15 protein-coding genes and 1 pseudogene are annotated in these 16,844 nt (G+C 52.4%); 10 read left to right on the forward strand and 6 right to left on the reverse strand.

All coding sequences use genetic code 11. The features are described from left to right. Positions 1 to 370: 370 nt before the first annotated feature. Positions 371 to 541, reverse strand: a complete 171-nt coding sequence (locus A8990_RS31665) for a hypothetical protein (RefSeq protein WP_181909714.1) — start codon at positions 539 to 541, stop codon at positions 371 to 373. Positions 542 to 702: 161 nt separating this feature from the next. Here A8990_RS31665 and A8990_RS22125 point away from each other — a divergent pair, with 161 nt between their 5' ends. The 3 genes from A8990_RS22125 to A8990_RS22135 all read left to right on the forward strand — a co-directional run bounded on the left by A8990_RS22125 (position 703) and on the right by A8990_RS22135 (position 3,613). Beyond that, positions 703 to 1,137, forward strand: coding sequence for a MerR family transcriptional regulator (locus A8990_RS22125; protein ID WP_116191232.1), 435 nt, complete (start codon positions 703 to 705; stop codon positions 1,135 to 1,137). A 38-nt stretch (positions 1,138 to 1,175) separates the two neighbouring features. Further along, a complete protein-coding gene (locus A8990_RS22130; protein ID WP_116191233.1) occupies positions 1,176 to 2,639 on the forward strand; it encodes an MFS transporter in 1,464 nt (487 codons plus the stop codon). 68 nt (positions 2,640 to 2,707) lie between these two features. Continuing rightward, on the forward strand, positions 2,708 to 3,613 hold the full coding sequence (locus A8990_RS22135; protein WP_116191234.1) for a DMT family transporter: 906 nt from the start codon (positions 2,708 to 2,710) through the stop codon (positions 3,611 to 3,613). A gap of 48 nt (positions 3,614 to 3,661) precedes the next feature. On the opposite strand, the pseudogene A8990_RS22145 reads toward A8990_RS22135, so the two are convergent. The 3 genes and pseudogenes from A8990_RS22145 to A8990_RS22150 all read right to left on the reverse strand — a co-directional run bounded on the left by A8990_RS22145 (position 3,662) and on the right by A8990_RS22150 (position 6,497). Beyond that, positions 3,662 to 4,737 (reverse strand): annotated as a pseudogene (locus tag A8990_RS22145) (peptidase G2 autoproteolytic cleavage domain-containing protein). Between the two features lie 670 nt (positions 4,738 to 5,407). Beyond that, complete coding sequence (locus A8990_RS31675; RefSeq protein WP_181909716.1) at positions 5,408 to 5,554, reverse strand: hypothetical protein; 147 nt, start codon at positions 5,552 to 5,554, stop codon at positions 5,408 to 5,410. Positions 5,555 to 5,621: 67 nt separating this feature from the next. Continuing rightward, the gene (locus tag A8990_RS22150) at positions 5,622 to 6,497 is read right to left on the reverse strand and encodes an AraC family transcriptional regulator (RefSeq protein ID WP_116191237.1); all 876 of its coding nucleotides are present in this window, start codon (positions 6,495 to 6,497) and stop codon (positions 5,622 to 5,624) included. Positions 6,498 to 6,624: 127 nt separating this feature from the next. Between A8990_RS22150 and A8990_RS22155 the strand changes: the two genes are divergently transcribed. Continuing rightward, positions 6,625 to 7,728, forward strand: coding sequence for a glycoside hydrolase family 172 protein (locus tag A8990_RS22155; RefSeq protein ID WP_116191238.1), 1,104 nt, complete (start codon positions 6,625 to 6,627; stop codon positions 7,726 to 7,728). 194 nt (positions 7,729 to 7,922) lie between these two features. After that, a complete protein-coding gene (locus tag A8990_RS22160) occupies positions 7,923 to 8,372 on the forward strand; it encodes a DUF1761 domain-containing protein (RefSeq protein ID WP_116191239.1) in 450 nt (149 codons plus the stop codon). 96 nt (positions 8,373 to 8,468) lie between these two features. Here A8990_RS22160 and A8990_RS22165 read toward each other — a convergent pair whose 3' ends face one another. Next, on the reverse strand, positions 8,469 to 8,795 hold the full coding sequence (locus A8990_RS22165; RefSeq protein ID WP_116191240.1) for a YnfA family protein: 327 nt from the start codon (positions 8,793 to 8,795) through the stop codon (positions 8,469 to 8,471). A gap of 616 nt (positions 8,796 to 9,411) precedes the next feature. Between A8990_RS22165 and A8990_RS22170 the strand changes: the two genes are divergently transcribed. Beyond that, entirely contained in the window at positions 9,412 to 9,906 is a 495-nt protein-coding gene (locus A8990_RS22170; protein ID WP_116191241.1) for a GNAT family N-acetyltransferase, read from the forward strand. Positions 9,907 to 9,938: 32 nt separating this feature from the next. After that, positions 9,939 to 10,766 (forward strand): NAD-dependent epimerase/dehydratase family protein, encoded by an 828-nt coding sequence (locus A8990_RS22175; RefSeq protein WP_116191242.1) that lies wholly within the window; start codon positions 9,939 to 9,941, stop codon positions 10,764 to 10,766. Positions 10,767 to 10,815: 49 nt separating this feature from the next. Here the strand turns inward: A8990_RS22175 and A8990_RS22180 are convergent, their stop codons facing one another. Then, positions 10,816 to 11,706: a cation diffusion facilitator family transporter gene (locus A8990_RS22180; protein WP_116191243.1), complete on the reverse strand. Its 891-nt coding sequence runs from the start codon at positions 11,704 to 11,706 to the stop codon at positions 10,816 to 10,818. A gap of 239 nt (positions 11,707 to 11,945) precedes the next feature. On the opposite strand from A8990_RS22180, the gene A8990_RS22185 reads away from it, so the two are divergent. The 3 genes from A8990_RS22185 to A8990_RS22200 all read left to right on the forward strand — a co-directional run bounded on the left by A8990_RS22185 (position 11,946) and on the right by A8990_RS22200 (position 16,761). Further along, positions 11,946 to 14,330: a WG repeat-containing protein gene (locus A8990_RS22185; protein WP_116191244.1), complete on the forward strand. Its 2,385-nt coding sequence runs from the start codon at positions 11,946 to 11,948 to the stop codon at positions 14,328 to 14,330. A gap of 504 nt (positions 14,331 to 14,834) precedes the next feature. Further along, positions 14,835 to 15,635, forward strand: coding sequence for a phosphodiester glycosidase family protein (locus A8990_RS22195; RefSeq protein WP_116191246.1), 801 nt, complete (start codon positions 14,835 to 14,837; stop codon positions 15,633 to 15,635). Between the two features lie 142 nt (positions 15,636 to 15,777). Next, positions 15,778 to 16,761, forward strand: coding sequence for a mannonate dehydratase (locus tag A8990_RS22200; protein ID WP_181909717.1), 984 nt, complete (start codon positions 15,778 to 15,780; stop codon positions 16,759 to 16,761). The last annotated feature ends 83 nt before the right edge of the window (positions 16,762 to 16,844 follow it).

Consider the following 16,844-nt stretch of genomic DNA (forward strand, 5'->3'; position numbering starts at 1 on the left):
CCCATTGAGATCAGGAGCTGCATAACCGTTTCAAAGGGTAACTTTTTCTTTCGCGTAAAGTCTTTTTCGGGGTTTTTGACATACAGTGCTGGTGCGGCTGACATTTCTTGAATAAGGGATGTCAGCTTTTGTTTTAGTGAATTCGCGTACGTATTCATGGGCGAAACCTCCTCGTTTTTTCAAGGGGCTTCGCCACACATTTTCAACTGCTTGTCAAGTTCTTTTACTCTTTTTCACGCAAAAAAGGAGCAGGCTATCTTTCGATAACCTGCTCCTTTGCATAGATATTTGGTTCAACACCTTAACTTAATGACATTGTCCATCGGCGGAGTGCCTTTTCTCATGTGCTGCTCATTTACTTCGATTCACTTCACTTGAGCATTTTCTGAAGGAAAGCAACCGGCGTTGAAGCAGGGTCCATATCGGACAGCCCATACAAGTCGCTCCAGCTGTACACAATCAGGAATGGCAATAGGCCGATGGCGACGACAGCAATAACGAAACCGAGTAACAGTAACCGGACAGCTTTCCCCGTGTTCATGCTTCTCATCTCCTACGTATCGAGTCAAAAGCCTCATCCATTATTACACTATGCAGGAAGTTCGTGAAACTGGTAAAGAAATAGTGAAAAAACTTACGTTAACGTGAGTAATTTTTGTTATGATAAAGAATATGACTAGTGGAAAGGAGAGCGAGTGACAGATGAGCAGCAGCGAAAGCCGAAAGTATACGATGGAAGAAGTGACATTGCGGCTTGGCATTACAGCAAGAACGCTCCATTACTATGAAGAGATCGGCTTACTGCCTGCCGTGACTCGGTCCGAGGGGCGACACCGCTTGTTCGACGAGGCGATGCTGCAGCGAATTGAGCATATTTTGCGGCTGAAGCAGGTGCTTGGCGCTTCGCTCGTCGAGATTCGCGAAATCATGCAGGCGGAGGAAGAGCTTGACCGCATCCGAGCGTCGTATTACGGCGATGAGACATCGGAAGATGAGAAGGATCGACTGCTGGACGAGGCGGCACTGCGGCTGCAGGGAATTATTTCGCATATCGATGAGAAGCTAGAGAATCTTCAGACGCTTAAGCAGGGCTTCAGCAACCGGCTTGAACGGGCGAATCGATTGAAGCACCGCTAGAGCGTGAGTATGCAGGAACAGGAAGAAGGAGAAAACGTATGAATCAGTCGCGCAAATGGTGGATTTTGTCCGTAACGAGCCTTGGCTCCTTACTTTCCGCACTAAACTTCAGCACACTTATTATTGCATTGCCGGATTTGCTTAAAGGGCTTCATGCCTCGCTGCTCCAAGCGATGTGGGTCATGTTGTCCTACATGGTTGCCCAGACGGTTATGGTACTCATGGCCGGCTCTCTGGCTGACCGGTTCGGACGTAAACGAATCTATATTGCAGGGATGTTGTTGTTTACGGTTATCTCGCTGGCGTCAGGCTTCGCCGATGACGCACCGTTGTTAATTATATTGCGGATCTTGCAAGGAATTGGCGGCGCGATGGTCATGGCGAACAGCACGGCGATTGTCGCGGATGCATTCCCAAGAGAAGAGCTCGGCAAGGCGCTGGGCGTTAATATCATGGTCGTGGCAGTCGGTCAAATTATCGGACCTGTGCTCGGCGGCTGGCTGACGACGGCGTTCGGCTGGGAGTGGACCTTCTGGTTCAACGTACCGTTCGGCGTGATCGGCGTCGTATGGGGCATCATGGTCATGGGCGTCAAAGACGACAAAATTGCTGCACCGAAGACAGGCGGGCTTGATCGCGGCGGCGTTATTACTTATGTCATCTCGATTACCGGTCTCTTGATTGCACTGACTTGGGGACCGATTCAGAGCTGGACTTCGTCGGTGGTCTGGATTTCCGGCGCAGCCTTTGTTGTGCTGTTCCCGGTATTCCTGATCTGTGAACGGAAGCATCCGAATGCGCTCTTGCATCTGCCGCTGTTCACGAACCGAATCTTCTCGTTCGGCATCGTGTCTGCAACGTTGAACGCAATTGCCCGGATGGCCGTGATGTTCATGTTGATTTTCTATTTCCAAGGCGCGCTTGAGAAGGATGCGCTTGTCGCGGGTATTATGACGATTCCGCTTGCGGCAGGCATGCTCGTCGTTTCGCCGCTTGCCGGAAGCCTTGGCGATAAGTATGGGGAGACGATGCCGGCTACGCTCGGCTTGCTCTTGAGCATTTTTGGCCTCGCTGGTCTGGCTCTCGATACCGGATTGTCCACGCCGTTCTGGCATTTGGCTGTTTACATGACCATTATTAGTATCGGTTCAGGGTTGTTCAACTCGCCGAACTCGAGCAGCATTATGAATGCGGCCGGTGCAAAATACCGCGGCGAAGCGTCGGGTATCCGCTCCCTAACAACGAACATGGGCATGATGCTCAGCATCGCGTTCTCCATGCCGATCGTGACGCACAGCATTCCGCATGAAGCGATGCTGGCGATTTTCTCGGGGACGCAAGTAGGTATGAACGGCGATAAGTCGTCGCTTGGCGGGTTTATTACCGGCTTGCATGCTGTCTTCTGGTTCATGGCGGCACTGATGGCGCTGGCGACAGTCATGTCGTACTTGCGTTCGAATAAGCGGTCGCAGGCGCTAGGACAGTCCGTGCATCCGAAGTAATGAAGTGAATAGCAGGTAATAGAAGTTATAAGAAGCTATAAGAAGGTAGTAGAAGGAGATTTATTGAAATGCCGGATCGATCCGTTTATTTGAAATTGTGGGCTGTCTCGTTCTTATGGGGCTGCAATTATGTGGCAAGCGCGTATATGCTGCGCGATTTCTCGCCAATCTTTCTATCGTTTGCAAGGCTCGTCGTCATGTCGCTGTTTCTTCTGTCTATTGCGGCTGTCAATCGCTCGATGAGATGGCCGAACAAGCGGGAGTGGGGGCTGCTGCTGCTGGCAGGCATATCGGGTACGCTGATTAACCAGCTGTTCTATTTCACGGGCCTGCAGCATTCGACTGCTGGGAACGCGGCGCTTATTATCGCGCTTTCGCCGATTGCGACGACGCTGCTGTCGCGGATCTTCTTGAAGGAAGAGATTACTGTGACGAAGCTTTCCGGCGCTCTTGTTGCGTTAATCGGCGTCATCTGTATCGTATTGTTTGGCGGCAAGGAGCTTGGAATCTCCAAAGGCGATATTTACTTGCTCCTTGCCATGCTCGGGATGTCCGTGAGCTTGTTGTTCATCCGCAAGCTGACGGTTGCGATGACTTCGTATGAAGTGACGATTTACGCCACCGTTATTGGGACGATCCTGATGGCGCCGGCTGTTGCTTACGAAGGTATCGACGGGCATCTGCACGCTAGCCATCATCTGATGACTTGGCTGCTGCTCATCACAGTGGCGATTATTGGTCAAGGCGTGACCGGTTTCTGGTGGAACAAAGGGATCTCGGTTGTCGGCGCGTCGGTGAGCGCGATGTTCATGAACATTCCGCCGTTTATCGCGATCATTGTCAGCTACTTCGTGCTCGGAGATTCAATCAAGCCTGCGCAGATCGCCGGCGGGGTGCTGATCTTGGCTGGCGTTGCGCTGAGTAATATGAAGCGCAAGGCGATTGCGCCGTCGGCGGCAAGCGTGGATGTTTAGTGTAGGGAATTGGGAAAGCCGCGAGCTTGTGCTCGCGGCTTTCTTTTTTTATATCGTCTTGAATGTGTTGCCGAATAGGACTAGCACTTGGTTTGGACCTGTCCGCTTCAGAACATAGCATCCGCTGCCGGTTGTTGCTGCTGTAGCATGGCCATTGTCGCTCGGTTTGCATAGTGAACCGGGTTGACAGGTGCCATCGTCTCGAACGAGCAGCTTGCCGACCATGCCGACCGCCACCCATTCCGGTCGGTTAAGGCGTGGGACATATGGCTGCTTTGGGTCCCAATCCGGATTCAGCTGCGGCTGTCGCGCTGTATGCTCGGGTATAATTGCTTGTCCGTTCTGATCAAGATAGGCGGGTACGGTAACATCCTGATAGAGCGTTCGCCCCCATTCGTCGGTGAGAATTTTTGTGTCCAGTTCAGCTCGGCGTTGCCGGAGAGAAAAGCAGGTTTGCCGCTCGATATACCCACAATGTAGGGATCTGCTGCCGTTGCGACGCGGACTTTATCTTCGACTAATCCGAGGAAATAGCCGGGTTCGATTGGATTGCCATCGAATGTCTCGAACATCTCTGCGTAGTCGGCGGCGGGGCTGCTGACAGCGCCGTCGATCTTGATATCGCCGGTGCTAAGTATCTCGGCAGCAAGTCCAGGTGTTTGGGCATCTGTGCCATTGGCCAGATACCACGAATACGGCTGTGCATTGGCAACACCGAACTGGCCCATGATGTGCACGCCATCGAGCATATTGGTCGAGGTGTTGAGACCCTCCGCATGCGAGAACGCACCATCTGCGATTGTATTAACGCCTTGGGCATGCGACGAGAAGCCGCTCGCTGTCGTAATCGCGCCTTCGGCGTGAACGGACTGGCCGCTGGCGATCGATTGGTTGCCCTCGGCATGCGAGAGATCGCCGGTCGCTTGCGTGCGCCGACCTTCCGCATGGGCAGCGATGCCGCTCGCGGCGGTGAGATTGCCCTCGGCGTGCGAAGCCCGACCGCTCGCGGTGTTGGACTCGCCTTCGGCGTGCGAACCTTCGCCGCTGGAGATGGTTTGAAGCCCCTCGGCGTGGGAGTCGAGGCCCGTCGCCTGGGTGAGCTCTCCTTCGGCATGCGCGTTCATGGCGCTTGCCGTCGTTAGTTGCCCTTCCGCGTGGGAGTGGTCACCGAGCGCGAGCGTGATTTCGCCTTCGGCGTGCGCGTATAGGCCTACGGCTCGTTTCGGAGCCTTCGGCTTCCGAGCAGTTGCCAGTTGCTTGGGCGTTGCAATCTGCCATATCCATTCCTCCTTGAATCTATGAAAATATGAGTGTTTGTTTTCATAATATTACGGCGATTGGAGGTGTGGTTGGATACATGCTGGGAATGGTGGGGAGCGGAGGTGAAAGTAATTTGTAGTGTCGGCGGTAGCAGGGGATGGAGTGGTTGAAGGATTAGCAAGTGGGCGGGAGGATGGTGAGCAGGAGCAGAAGTAGGGTCTGGGGAAGTAAAAGTGATTTGTTTGAGTATCATGTTAAGTAGGATTAATTGGGTAGTGGAAGGATTAGCTAGTTAGAGGTATGCGTCGTGTGAGGTTGGTAGCTGGAATAGCAGCTAAGCAGGCTGTTCTGAGAGTCGGAAAACCCGACTCTCAGCCCGAAAACAGCGGCAAGTTCGCAGTGAGAGTCGGGAAATCCGTCTCTCACAGCAAAACTCGCCCGAATCGGCGGTTTGCCTAGCCTGAGAGTCGGAAAACCCGACTCTCAGCCCGAAAACAGCGGCAAGTTCGCAGTGAGAGTCGGGAAAACCGTCTCTCACAGCAAAAACTCGCCCGAATCGGCAGCCTGCTTAGGCTGAGAGCCGGAAAATCCGTCTCTCACATTCTCCCGCCGCTCACCAATGGCCAAGCGCCCCGCGGCTATCGGCCCGCCATCTATCGCCCAGCGGGCCCACCGCGCCAAGTGCCTCGCGCCCACCCGCCGGCCGAACTCTCCGCGCTAGCAGCCCGTGCCATCCGCACCGTCCCCGCTATCGAGCCCGTCGAAACTCCGACGGGCAGCATCCCGCGCTCGTCTTGAAAGCCCGGCTAAACGCATGGATATTCGCATAGCCCAACTGGTCGGCGATGTCCTGAAGCGAGTGGTGCGTAAATTGGATCATCGTTTTCGCTTTCTCGATCCGGATGTGCTGATGGTACTGGATGGGCGTCATATGGAACATCGTTTTGAACAAGCCGATGAGATAGAACTTGCTCAAGTGGAACCGCTCAGCCAGCTCGTCCAGCTTCACGCTGCGGTTCGCATGATTCTCGATATAGCTGCGCACATCGGCCAGCAGCTCCATATGTCCGTCGCTGCTCGTTTTGCTGCCCCAATACTGCTCCCGCATGATTTGCGCCAAGATGGCGAGCAAGGCAGACTTCATCCGCAGCTCATAGAACGGCGGCTTCGTCTCGAATTCGCGTATGAGCCCGAACAACGCCTGCGTGATCGGAAGCCCATCGCTCGGGCGAAAATAACTCGGCACATCATAAGGAGCCTCAGCCAGCTCATTCGCCCTCATCCAACTCCGTTCCTTCGAAGTCATCGCTTCTAGCGGCTTGAACGAGACACCAATCTGTGCACTCAGCGCATCCGTGTACAGATCGAAATGCACATGCGGCTGCCGTACACGCGTCCCGCCAATATTCTGAATGGAGTGCCGCTCTCCTGGCTTGAAGAAGAAGAAGTCTCCGGCTGTCCCATGATATACCCGATCCTCCACCATCACAAGCAGCTGTCCCTCCATCAAATATAGGAGTTCATAATCCCAAATGACGCGCTCAGTGACCGCCCATGATTCGTCCACGACACTGTCGATAGCTACTCGTATGTAAGGCGATATTATTTCCATCTGCAGGCTCATACTCGGAGACACCTACCTCAGCAATATTTGATAACAAATTGCACAACAACTGCTAACGGAATTCCATGTAATCCATTATATAATGAGTTCATCTTAACACAATATATGATACATGAGGTGAAAGAGGATGCTGCAAAATAACGGTCTTGGACTCGGACTCGCTTCCGCTCCGCTAGTCACAAATGCACGCACACGCTCCATTTCAGCAGAAAATCCGAACGGTGAGAAAGGGCAGGGCGGCAAAGACGCAAGCAATCTCGGCGTGGCCCGCAAAGGAAGACCTTGCATCACGCTGAAGCAAGGCGAAGTGACAACGCTTGCGGAGATTCAAGGTGCGGGTATTATCCAGCACTTCTGGATTACGGTTACGGACCAAACAGGCAAAGGCCACCCACAGCAATATGTACTGCGTGATCTCGTCCTGCGCATGTTCTGGGACGACGAGGAAACGCCGTCCGTCGAAGTGCCGCTTGGCGATTTCTTCTGCAACGGGTTCGGCGTGCGCACGAACGTAAGCTCGCTGCCGATCACGGTTGCGCCGACTGGCGGCATGAACTGTTACATTCCGATGCCTTTCCGCAAATCGGCGAAGATTACGATCGAGAACCAGCACGCCGTCGAAATTGGTGGATTCTTCTATACGTTCAACTACTCCTTGGTGGATGAGCTGCCGGAGAACGCAGCGTACTTCCATGCCCAATGGCGCCGAGAGCATGTAACCGAAATCGGCCAAGATTACACGATCCTGGATGAAGTGAAAGGCGCAGGGCAATATATCGGTACATACCTTGCGTGGGCTGCACTCGAGCGCAATTGGTGGGGCGAGGGCGAGATCAAGTTCTTCATGGACGGCGATGAAGAGTGGCCGACTATCTGCGGAACGGGTACAGAGGATTACGTGGGCGGCGCTTGGTGCTTCGCGAATTCGAAGTCGAATGAGCCGGAATCGTATTCGACTCCATACCTCGGCTACAAGTTTTACAAAGAAACGACCGAGATTGACGCATGGTACGGCCATAATGTGCCGATGCACGGCATGTACCGCTGGCATGTGCTCGATCCAATTCGGTTCGAGAGCGATCTTCGCGTGACGATCCAACAGATCGGCCATGATCATGCGCAGCTGTTCGAGCGTTCGGACGACATCTCGTCCGTAGCGTACTGGTACCAGATGGAGCCGCACACGCCGTTCCCGCAGCTGCTGCCAACAAACAAGAGATGGCCGCGTTAATTCAGCCATTCGTGTAATACCTTTTTCATACCCTGCAATTATCACAAACAGCCCATTGCTTCGAGCAGCCGCTCAAGGCGGTGGGCTTTTTTATACCTCTTGACAGGAAACCAAATGGTTTTATATAATACAAAACGAAACCAAAAGGTTTCATATTAACAAATCATTATTTTCGCCGAAAAGGGGTTCTTTACATGTTCGATTCCATTAATTACGGAGCAGTTGTTGTATCGGGTATTTTATCTTTGGTGCTGGGATTCCTGTGGATGGCGGTTATTTGGAAGAAGCCGTATCAGCGCGACATGTACGGCAACACAGCGAACCGAACGGAGACGCCGAAACCATCGAAGGCCGGTATCATCCAATCTTTCGTTATTTACATCATCGTGTCGTTCGTTACTTCGATTGCTTATGCGGTATGCCTGGAGCTGTGGCGCGCTGGCGGACAAGCCTTGGGCTATGATGGCGATAGCTTCGCCAATGCCTTCTGGTTCACGATGCTGCTGACAGCCGGCTTCACGCTTCCGTTCACAGTCGGCAAGAAAGTATGGCAGTTCAAGAGCTGGACGGTCGTAGCTGTCGATACTTCATATGAAGTCGTGCGCTTCACAATGCTGCTGCTCTTCTTCTGGTACTGGACCTAATTTCTCTAACTTCTCTGATCTGCCGTATCTGAACCTGATAAGTTAATCAACAAATAAACCCGGTAAGCTCCTCGCGAGCTGCCGGGTTATTTGTTATCATGCTCTAGGCGCCCACAGGATAATGGACACGCCGATGATACAGATCGCAGCGCCGAGCCAGTCGTAGAAATCGGGCGATTTCTTGTCAACGAGCCAGCCCCACAGCACGGCAAGCACGATGAACACGCCGCCATAGGCTGCATAGACACGGCCGAACGAAGGGAAGCTTTGCCACGTTGGCACGGCGCCGTAGAAGACAAGGATAAGGCTTCCCGCTAGACCGAAGGACCATGGCTTGGATTCGCGCAGCCACTGCCAGATCAAGTACCCGCCGCCGATCTCGGCAAGTCCGGCAAGAATGAATAATGCAATTGCGAGCAGCACAAGATCATTTCCTTTCGACCATCATATCTCCACGTAGTAAAGCCTGAACACGCGTTCGAAGTAAACGAAGCAGGATTTTCGACACGGATGATCGAAAGAATACATACACCTTCTCAGTTCCCTCCGTGCTGCCTCTAACCTTTCCGATCCATGCCTAATAACAGGTGCTCATAGCCGCATAAATGTCTCTTTTAACCATAAATACAGCCAAACCTGAGCTTTTACGCACGAACCTACAGGAAAAGTCTATTTCGAAACTTAAGGATCGCATGCTACATTGCAGATGTCAGGGTCACCTGAACATGACTTAAGGGGGTTCACATGTTGCGTAAAAACAATCAGCTGAGAGATCGAGAGTGAACAAGAAAGTATCTATAAGTGACAACTCCGCAGCAACGACGGCTGAACCGCCAACGGAAATCAACTGGCACGGTAACTCGTTGCAGCGCTGGGCAGCTCCGGCGTACTGTCGTAATCAGGAGCCGCCGGAAAATCGCAACGCTCGGAGCTGAGAAAGCGAAATCAGCTCTCTCAGCTTTTTTGTTTCGGTAGCCTCATACGAATTTTGGTAATATGGGAGTGTCACACTTTACATAACATTGAGGTGAGCGCAACTATGCTGCATATTAGACCGATGAAGCCGTCGGAGCTGGATTTTCTAATGAATATGCATTACGAAGCGATTCATATATTGGAGAACAAGCCGCCGAGGGATGAGCTGCTGAATGAACCGTCACTTCGCAAGTATCACGAAGGCTGGGGCAGAGCAGGAGATGCTGCTCTCGTTGCCGAAGTGGATGGGAGGCTTGTCGGAGCAGTTTGGTATCGATTGTTTGACGAGGCAAATAAGGGCTACGGTTTCGTAGATGCCGGCACGCCGGAGCTTGGCATTGCGATCTCGCCTGATCATCGTGGACAAGGCATCGGCATCGCGCTTATGCAAGCTATTATCGAACATGCGCGAGCGGGCGGATTTCCTTCGCTTTCACTCAGCGTAGACCCGGTCAACACCAGTGCTGTTCAATTGTACGAACGCTTTGAATTTGAACGCTGCGGGATGGAAGGAACCTCGTGGACGATGAAGCTGAATTTCATGCTGAATTTCACTTAACATCAATCTCGAGCTATGTAGGAGGCGTACATATGAAGATTCTGATTACAGGAGCAAGTGGCAATGTCGGCACAGGGGTACTCCAAGCACTGCCACCAGAGCATGACATACGGCTGTCCGATATCGCACCACCAAGCTCTACATCGTCGACGCGCGCATGGTTTCCAGCAGATGTGAGAGAGGCGCACGCACTTGATGAGGCTGCGCAAGGCGTAGATATTATCGTCCATACGCCAGCTTACCATGGCATCCATATGGGCGCCTTCTCCGAAAAAGCGTTCTACGACCTTAATGTCACCGGCACTTTCGAGATGTTCCAAACGGCCGTGCGGCAGAACGTTCGCCGCGTCGTCTGGCTGTCCAGCATGTCCTTCTTCGGGGACGACTTCTACGCGTACACGAAGAAGCTCGGCGAGCAGCTATGCGAATTTTACAATCGCAAGCACGGCATTGAAGTGATCATGCCCCGCCCGGCCGACTTTACACCGTTCCGATCGCGCGCGCATTACGGCGAGCGGCTGCTGCATGGCGGAGTCGATCGCCGCGATGTCATTCAAGCCGTCGTGAAGGCGACAACTTGCGAGCAATCATTCGGCGCGTACCATATCGTTCGCGAGGACCGCTTCACGGAAGCGGATGTTGCAGCCTACGAACAAGGGAAGCGGCTCGAAACATGGGAGAAGCTCTATCCCGGCGCTGCGGCGATCATTGAGAAATATAATTTTCACATGCCGGAATCGATTCATCCTGCGGAATTAACGCGCGAGAAGCAAGAGCTGGGCTACGCGCCGACTTACAATTTCGGCACATTCATAGAAGAGTTCACGCAAGACAACACCGTTATCGAAGTGAATTCATAATTCATAATTTCCTGCGAAATCATAATTTGCTCCATAAAACGACGAAAGACTAAGCTTTGCTTAGTCTTTGGTTCTGTATATAAGGCTCGATATGCACATGTACCTGCATGACCTGATGCTTCTCAAGCAGCTCGATCTCCACATGCTCCGTAATTTCATGGCTCTCCAGCACATTCATCTCATGATCCACTTCAATGACGACATCCACGAAGATTTGATTGCCGTGCACGCGCCCCTTAATGTCACGAACCCCTTCGACACCGTCCAGCGCAAGCACGGTTTCCTTATACTTCTCAAGCTCATGCTCATCGAAGCCGTCGGTCAGCATATGCGTCGCTTCGCGGAAGATGTCCCACGCCGTCTTCCAGATTAGCAAGCCAACGAGGATTGCGGTCGCTGCATCCAGCCACGGCAGACCATAGATTGCGCCGATAACGCCGACGAATGTGCCCAAGCTGACGATGGCATCGGAGCGATTGTCGAGCGCGGCTGCTTTCAGCGCATGGCTCTGTGTCCGCTGCGCCAGTGAACGATTGAAGCGGTAGACTGCGTACATCGCGACAGCCGAGAATACAGCAACCCATGCTGCGAACAGATCTGGAGCGACAATGTCTTTCCGAACGATTTTGGCAAAAGCGCTCCGAAGCACTTCGATACCAGCCCCGAACATAACGAATGACGCGACCATCGAAGCAATCGTCTCGGCACGCGAGTGGCCGTATTGGTGGTCGGCATCCGCTGGTTTATTCGAGATCCGCAGCCCAATCAGCACCGCAAGCGATGCGAAAATATCCGATGTATTGTTCAGGCCGTCCGCCATAAGCGCCTCTGATTTTCCCCACCAGCCTGACCCGATCTTGAGCAAGGAGAGCACGATATAAACACCGATGCTGATCCATGCGCCGATCTCGGCTTGTTTGTTGTTTGTTTCGGTATTCAATTCGCTGTTTCCCCCGACCCATTAGTTTTCACTTGTGAGTCCTTATTATATAAAACGATTTTCGTGTGGGTCTAGAGAAACAGTGTTTCTTTAGGTAATGACAGTTTAACGGGGTCAATATCGTTTAGACAAGCCAACTATGTTGCATGCGACCAATTCTCAAAAATGTTACTAAGTTGACTCGTACCTGCATACGATTAAGGCGAAGCATGCCTAAGACAAAGGGAGGATGCTGCCTAATGACCCCGTATAACGAGCAGCTTTTCCAGTTTGCCAGCGCTTATTTGCCGTATGGCGCTGAGCTGGAGTTTATTGAAAGCACGATACCGCGAGCTGCGATTTGCGCAGTTGATATGAATGAAGATCACATCCCCGAAACGGTGATGGTCTACCGATTGAACGGCGGACTTCATCTGCTGGCGCTCCGCTATCAGGACGGCGTATGGGAGCGGGTCTCCGGCCTAGCTGCGCCGGGCTACGGCGTGACGCTCATGACTGCGATGCCGATAACGCGCACGGGCTCGAACAATCTGGTCATCGGCTGGCAGGTTAGCCAAACGTATTCGAAGCTATCCGTCTACGAGTGGACCGATGATGGGCTAATCGATATTGCACCTGCTGAGATGCACTACAGCTACTTGGAGCCGGCACCTGTAACGAGCAGGAATAATGCCGATGATACGCTCTGTATTGCGCTGTGGTCCCATGAATCAGGGGAGGCTTACCGCGTTGAAGTCGTAAAGTGGAACGGCAATGAGTTCGTAGAAGCGCAGGATGCATATGCCGAATACTATCCGAACATTGCCCGCTATTACGGGGAGTTGACGCGACGGTATCCAGGCGCGCCGCTCTACTGGGAGTATCTTGCAGATGCGCAGTATCGGGCGAGCATGTCGCGGGCGGTTGGTCTGTATCCAGCGTCGCTTAAGCTTGTCGGCGGTACCAAATGGGGGTATATCGACGGCAGCGGCAGAATGGAGATTCCTGCACGTTTTGACGATGCGAATGATTTTCAGAAGAACGGTCTCGCAATCGTATCGGAGAGAGGCAAAGCGGGGCTTATCAACTCTACCAATCGCTATGTTGTGCAGCCAATCTATGATTCCATCTACCCATTCTCGGAGCGGCGCGCGGCTGTAATCGACAAGCAAGGATTTCATATGATCAACGAGAGCGGGCAGGTGCTCACGAAGCGCGCTTATCCATACATAGCCGATATGCGTGGAGGACGATCGCTCTTCTATATCTCGAAAGAAATGCCTGACGGCTCCTCGCAAAGCTTGTATGGATACCTCGATGCTGATGGCAATGAAGTGATCCCTGCGCAGTATGAGGATGCGACGGATTTCACGAACGGGCGTGCCGTTGTGAAGATCAAGGAAAATGAATACGCGTTGATCAATACAAGCGGCAGGCGACTCGCCACATATCCGTTCGCCTATGTCGGTCCTTATGGGGACGGAATGCTCTCGTTCCAGCGGGATGTTTCCGGCAAGTATGGCTATATCGACGACCGCGGCAAAATCGTCATCCAGCCAACCTACTATGCAGCTATGCCATTCGAGCGGGGGCGAGCCGTCGTAAATACGTCCGCGGATTTCCACTCCGAATACGGCGTCATCAATAAGAAGGGCGAATACACCGTCGAACCGAAGTATAACGATGTGCGCAGCTTGGGCGAGGAACGGTTTGCGCTCGGCAATGCCATTGATAAAGAGCAGCCTTTCGTCGGTTCGATCTATGCCATTGCAGATTGGAACGGGAAGCGGCTGACCGATTTCATATTCAACGATGTATCGGATTATCAGAACGGTCTCGCTTCCGTGTCCGATACGAAGCAGACGTATTTGATCGACCGCACGGGCAAGCCTGCTCAGGGTTATCCGCGCGTTCAAGGACGAGGCTCGCTGACAGTCGAAGAGGGCGGGATTATCAAAGCGTTTGTCGATCAGCGTCTCTCGTACCGCAACCGCCCCGGACGAATCATTTGGGCGCAAAATGTCGTCATTCCGCTTGCGCCGCCTTATGCTGTCAAAGAGGAGAAGTACAATCCGAATCCGGACTATCTCGTCTACTATCCGCAAGTCGAAGGGATGGCCGATCAAGCTGCGATGCGGAGAGTCAATGCGAAGCTGAAAGAGATGTCACAGGTGAAGCCGATTCCTCCGAATCAGAAGCTCGATTATTCGTACAACGGCGATTTCGACGTCAAGTTCTTCAAGCACCAGCTGTTGGAGCTCGAGCTTACCGGCTACAATTACCCATTCGGCGCCGCGCATGGAATGCCGACGCAAGTCTATGCGATTCTCAATCTGGTGTCGGGCCGTATGTTCACGCTGAAAGACTTGTTCAAGCCGGATAGCGATTATGTGAAGGTGCTGAGCGACATCGTCGGCCGGCAGATCAAAGAAGACCCGCAATACTCGTACGTATTCCCCGACACGTACAAAGGCATCAGCCCTGATCAGCCGTTCTTCGTCACCGAGAATGCGCTGCATCTCTACTTCAATCCGTATGATATTGCGCCGTATGCTGCGGGATTCGTGACGTTCACGATTCCTTTTGCACAGATTCGGAGCATTATTGATACGAACGGGGAGTTCTGGAAGTCGTTCCATCCTTAAAGGCATGAGGGAGGGAAGCCGGGCATGGTGCTCGGCTTCCCTTTTTGGCAGTCGAACGAAACTTTCCAGTCATTGGAAGGTATAAGGGAGTGAAGCTGTAAGAGACAACGGGTTCTAGAGTTAAGGGGGAGTAATACTGAAAAGTATCAAGCATTAACGCTGCTTTAAGGACCGTTATTTTCATATAAAGACTATAATGAAATTAGCAGTATAAGCACGAATCCCAATATCTACACTATTGGTCTATGAGAATCCAGCGACTAATGGTAAGATCGATGGATTGGAAGACCCGAATAATAAAATAAGCGGCTATAGTTTCGGAGTTCCAGGTCTCGGAATACCGGATAAGAGAATTACCGTAGCACACGCACCACTGTATGTTCTGATGAAACATAGGAATCATGAAATTGAATATGTAACTGACGACATTAAGAAATTAAATGATTTTCTAAAGAAGGAATAAAAATAACTAGAGTATCCATGTTTCAGTAGAGGGGAATTGAAGTGTCGGAACGGGTTAGTATAGTACGCGTCGCAGCCATCGTCAGCGTGATTCTGCTTGTGTTTGCGATCTTGCTGGTGTTCATGCTGAAAATGCTCAATAGCCATGAAAGTCATCATGTGATCCGCTTCCCGGCGCATGAGTATCAATATTTGGAGGAGGAAGCTGCGAACGGCTTCAAGCTGCATGTGCTGCAAACGGAGCCTTCGAACATCTCACTTGAAGTGGTCCGGCAAAATCTCGCTTTATCCGATTATTACGGCGTCAATGGCGGGTTCTTCTACGATATGAGCCTGCTCAGCATGGGCATCGTAAATGGTCAGCCGGTCGGCGGGGCGAAGGGGCAGTATGGAACGGGAGACGAGAATACGAAATACGCGCGCGGTACGCTTGTCTGGGACGGTGCGAGCAATCAGCTGTCTGTCCAGATCGTGAGCAAGTCAGCGGAGCTGAAGGTGAAGGATCCGCTCCGCTTCTGGGCGCAGGGCGGCATCAGCATGAGCCTTGGGCAAGATGCGATGTGGCAGGAGCAAGCGATTCGCGAGAACGCGCCGTTAATGGACGACGCCCATCTGCGCAGCGCTGCGGTCTATGACCGGCAAGGAAAACTCTATCTCATCGTGAGCAGCACGAAAGGGACGCTGGCGGATTTTCGAGCGGCGATTCTGGAGCAGCTGGGTAACTTGGACCTCGTCGATGGGATCTTTCTAGATGGAGACGGCTCGTCCCAAATGCAAGCAGCGGAGATGATTCTGCCAGGCGACAGCCGGCCGGTTGTAGAGATGATGCGGATCGTGCGGTAGCTGAATAATTCGAGCATATGAGCTCGATTTTGATATATGTATAGATCGATAGATCATTTATTGTACAAGGGTGGTAGCTGCAAACACGATAAATCTGGTTTCCAAATTCGGACTTGGACGGTGATTAGGAGTGAAGCAGAACATGCGAATTGCCTTAGGTCAAATGCAAGAGCTGACTCATGAAACGATGACGTATGCGAAACAGTTAGGTGTAACGAGTGTCCAACTGAACACCCCGAAAATTTCAGGCGAGCATTGCTGGACGTACGAGGATTTGCTAGCGATCAAGAAGACTTGCGATGAGAATGGATTGTTCCTGGAATCCATAGAGAATGTTCCGATTCGATTCTATGACAAGATCATGCTCGGGTTGCCCGGCAGGGACGAGCAAATTGAGAACTATTGCACTATTATCCGGCACATGGGGCGTGCAGGCATTCCGGTTCTGGGGCATCACTTCATGCCGAACTTTGTATGGCGGACTTCTTCCGAGCCGGGAAGGGGCGGTGCGTTGTGTACGGCCTTCGATCTTGCAGTTGCAGCTAACGGCATCAACCAAGTGAAGTATCCTGCAAACCGAGAAGTGCGGATCGCTGACGAGTCGGTTATGTGGGACAACTATACTTATTTCTTGAAAGCCGTGCTTCCCGTAGCAGAAGAGAGTGGGGTGCGGCTTGCGCTGCATCCTGATGATCCGCCGGTCGCGATGCTGGACGGTACGGCTAGAATTTTCTATCAGGTCGACAATTTCAAACGGGCGGAAGCGATTGCCAGCAGCGATGCGTGGGGACTGAATCTGTGCCTCGGCTGCTGCTCAGAGATGGTCATGGGTGCGGCGAATGTGATGGAGATGATCCGATATTTTGGCCCGCGGAACAAAATCTGTTATGTGCATTTCCGCGATGTGCAGGGAACGATGCCGAAGTTTCAAGAGTGCTTCCTGGGCGAGGGTAACTATCATCCCGCGGAAGTGCTGCTGGAGCTTAAACGCTCCGGATTCACTGGCTTCTTGATGGACGACCATGTGCCAGCCGTCATCAATGATACGCCTTGGGGACACCGCGCACGCGCGCATGCGGTTGGTTATATGCAAGGGCTGTTGAATGCGCTGGAGTTGGTGGAGTAGGGGAGTAATGCTCTTGCTCTAGGTCTTATTCTAGGTCAAGGTCGTTGTGACCTCTAGGATCTCGCTGTCTATAATGGATAAAT

It is taken from the genome of Paenibacillus taihuensis (assembly GCF_003386535.1).
In the GTDB taxonomy this organism is placed as follows: domain Bacteria; phylum Bacillota; class Bacilli; order Paenibacillales; family Paenibacillaceae; genus Paenibacillus_Z; species Paenibacillus_Z taihuensis.

Bases quoted from the DNA above. Each gene is read 5' to 3' on its own strand.
- A8990_RS22130 (WP_116191233.1), top strand. From the start codon at position 1,176: ATGAATCAGTCGCGCAAATGGTGGATTTTGTCCGTAACGAGCCTTGGC.
- A8990_RS22170 (WP_116191241.1), top strand. From the start codon at position 9,412: ATGCTGCATATTAGACCGATGAAGCCGTCGGAGCTGGATTTTCTAATG.
- A8990_RS31665 (WP_181909714.1), bottom strand. From the start codon at position 541: ATGAACACGGGGAAAGCTGTCCGGTTACTGTTACTCGGTTTCGTTATT.
- A8990_RS22200 (WP_181909717.1), top strand. From the start codon at position 15,778: ATGCGAATTGCCTTAGGTCAAATGCAAGAGCTGACTCATGAAACGATG.
- A8990_RS22155 (WP_116191238.1), top strand. From the start codon at position 6,625: ATGCTGCAAAATAACGGTCTTGGACTCGGACTCGCTTCCGCTCCGCTA.
- A8990_RS22150 (WP_116191237.1), bottom strand. From the start codon at position 6,497: ATGAGCCTGCAGATGGAAATAATATCGCCTTACATACGAGTAGCTATC.
- A8990_RS22160 (WP_116191239.1), top strand. From the start codon at position 7,923: ATGTTCGATTCCATTAATTACGGAGCAGTTGTTGTATCGGGTATTTTA.
- A8990_RS22185 (WP_116191244.1), top strand. From the start codon at position 11,946: ATGACCCCGTATAACGAGCAGCTTTTCCAGTTTGCCAGCGCTTATTTG.
- A8990_RS22135 (WP_116191234.1), top strand. From the start codon at position 2,708: ATGCCGGATCGATCCGTTTATTTGAAATTGTGGGCTGTCTCGTTCTTA.
- A8990_RS22175 (WP_116191242.1), top strand. From the start codon at position 9,939: ATGAAGATTCTGATTACAGGAGCAAGTGGCAATGTCGGCACAGGGGTA.
- A8990_RS22125 (WP_116191232.1), top strand. From the start codon at position 703: ATGAGCAGCAGCGAAAGCCGAAAGTATACGATGGAAGAAGTGACATTG.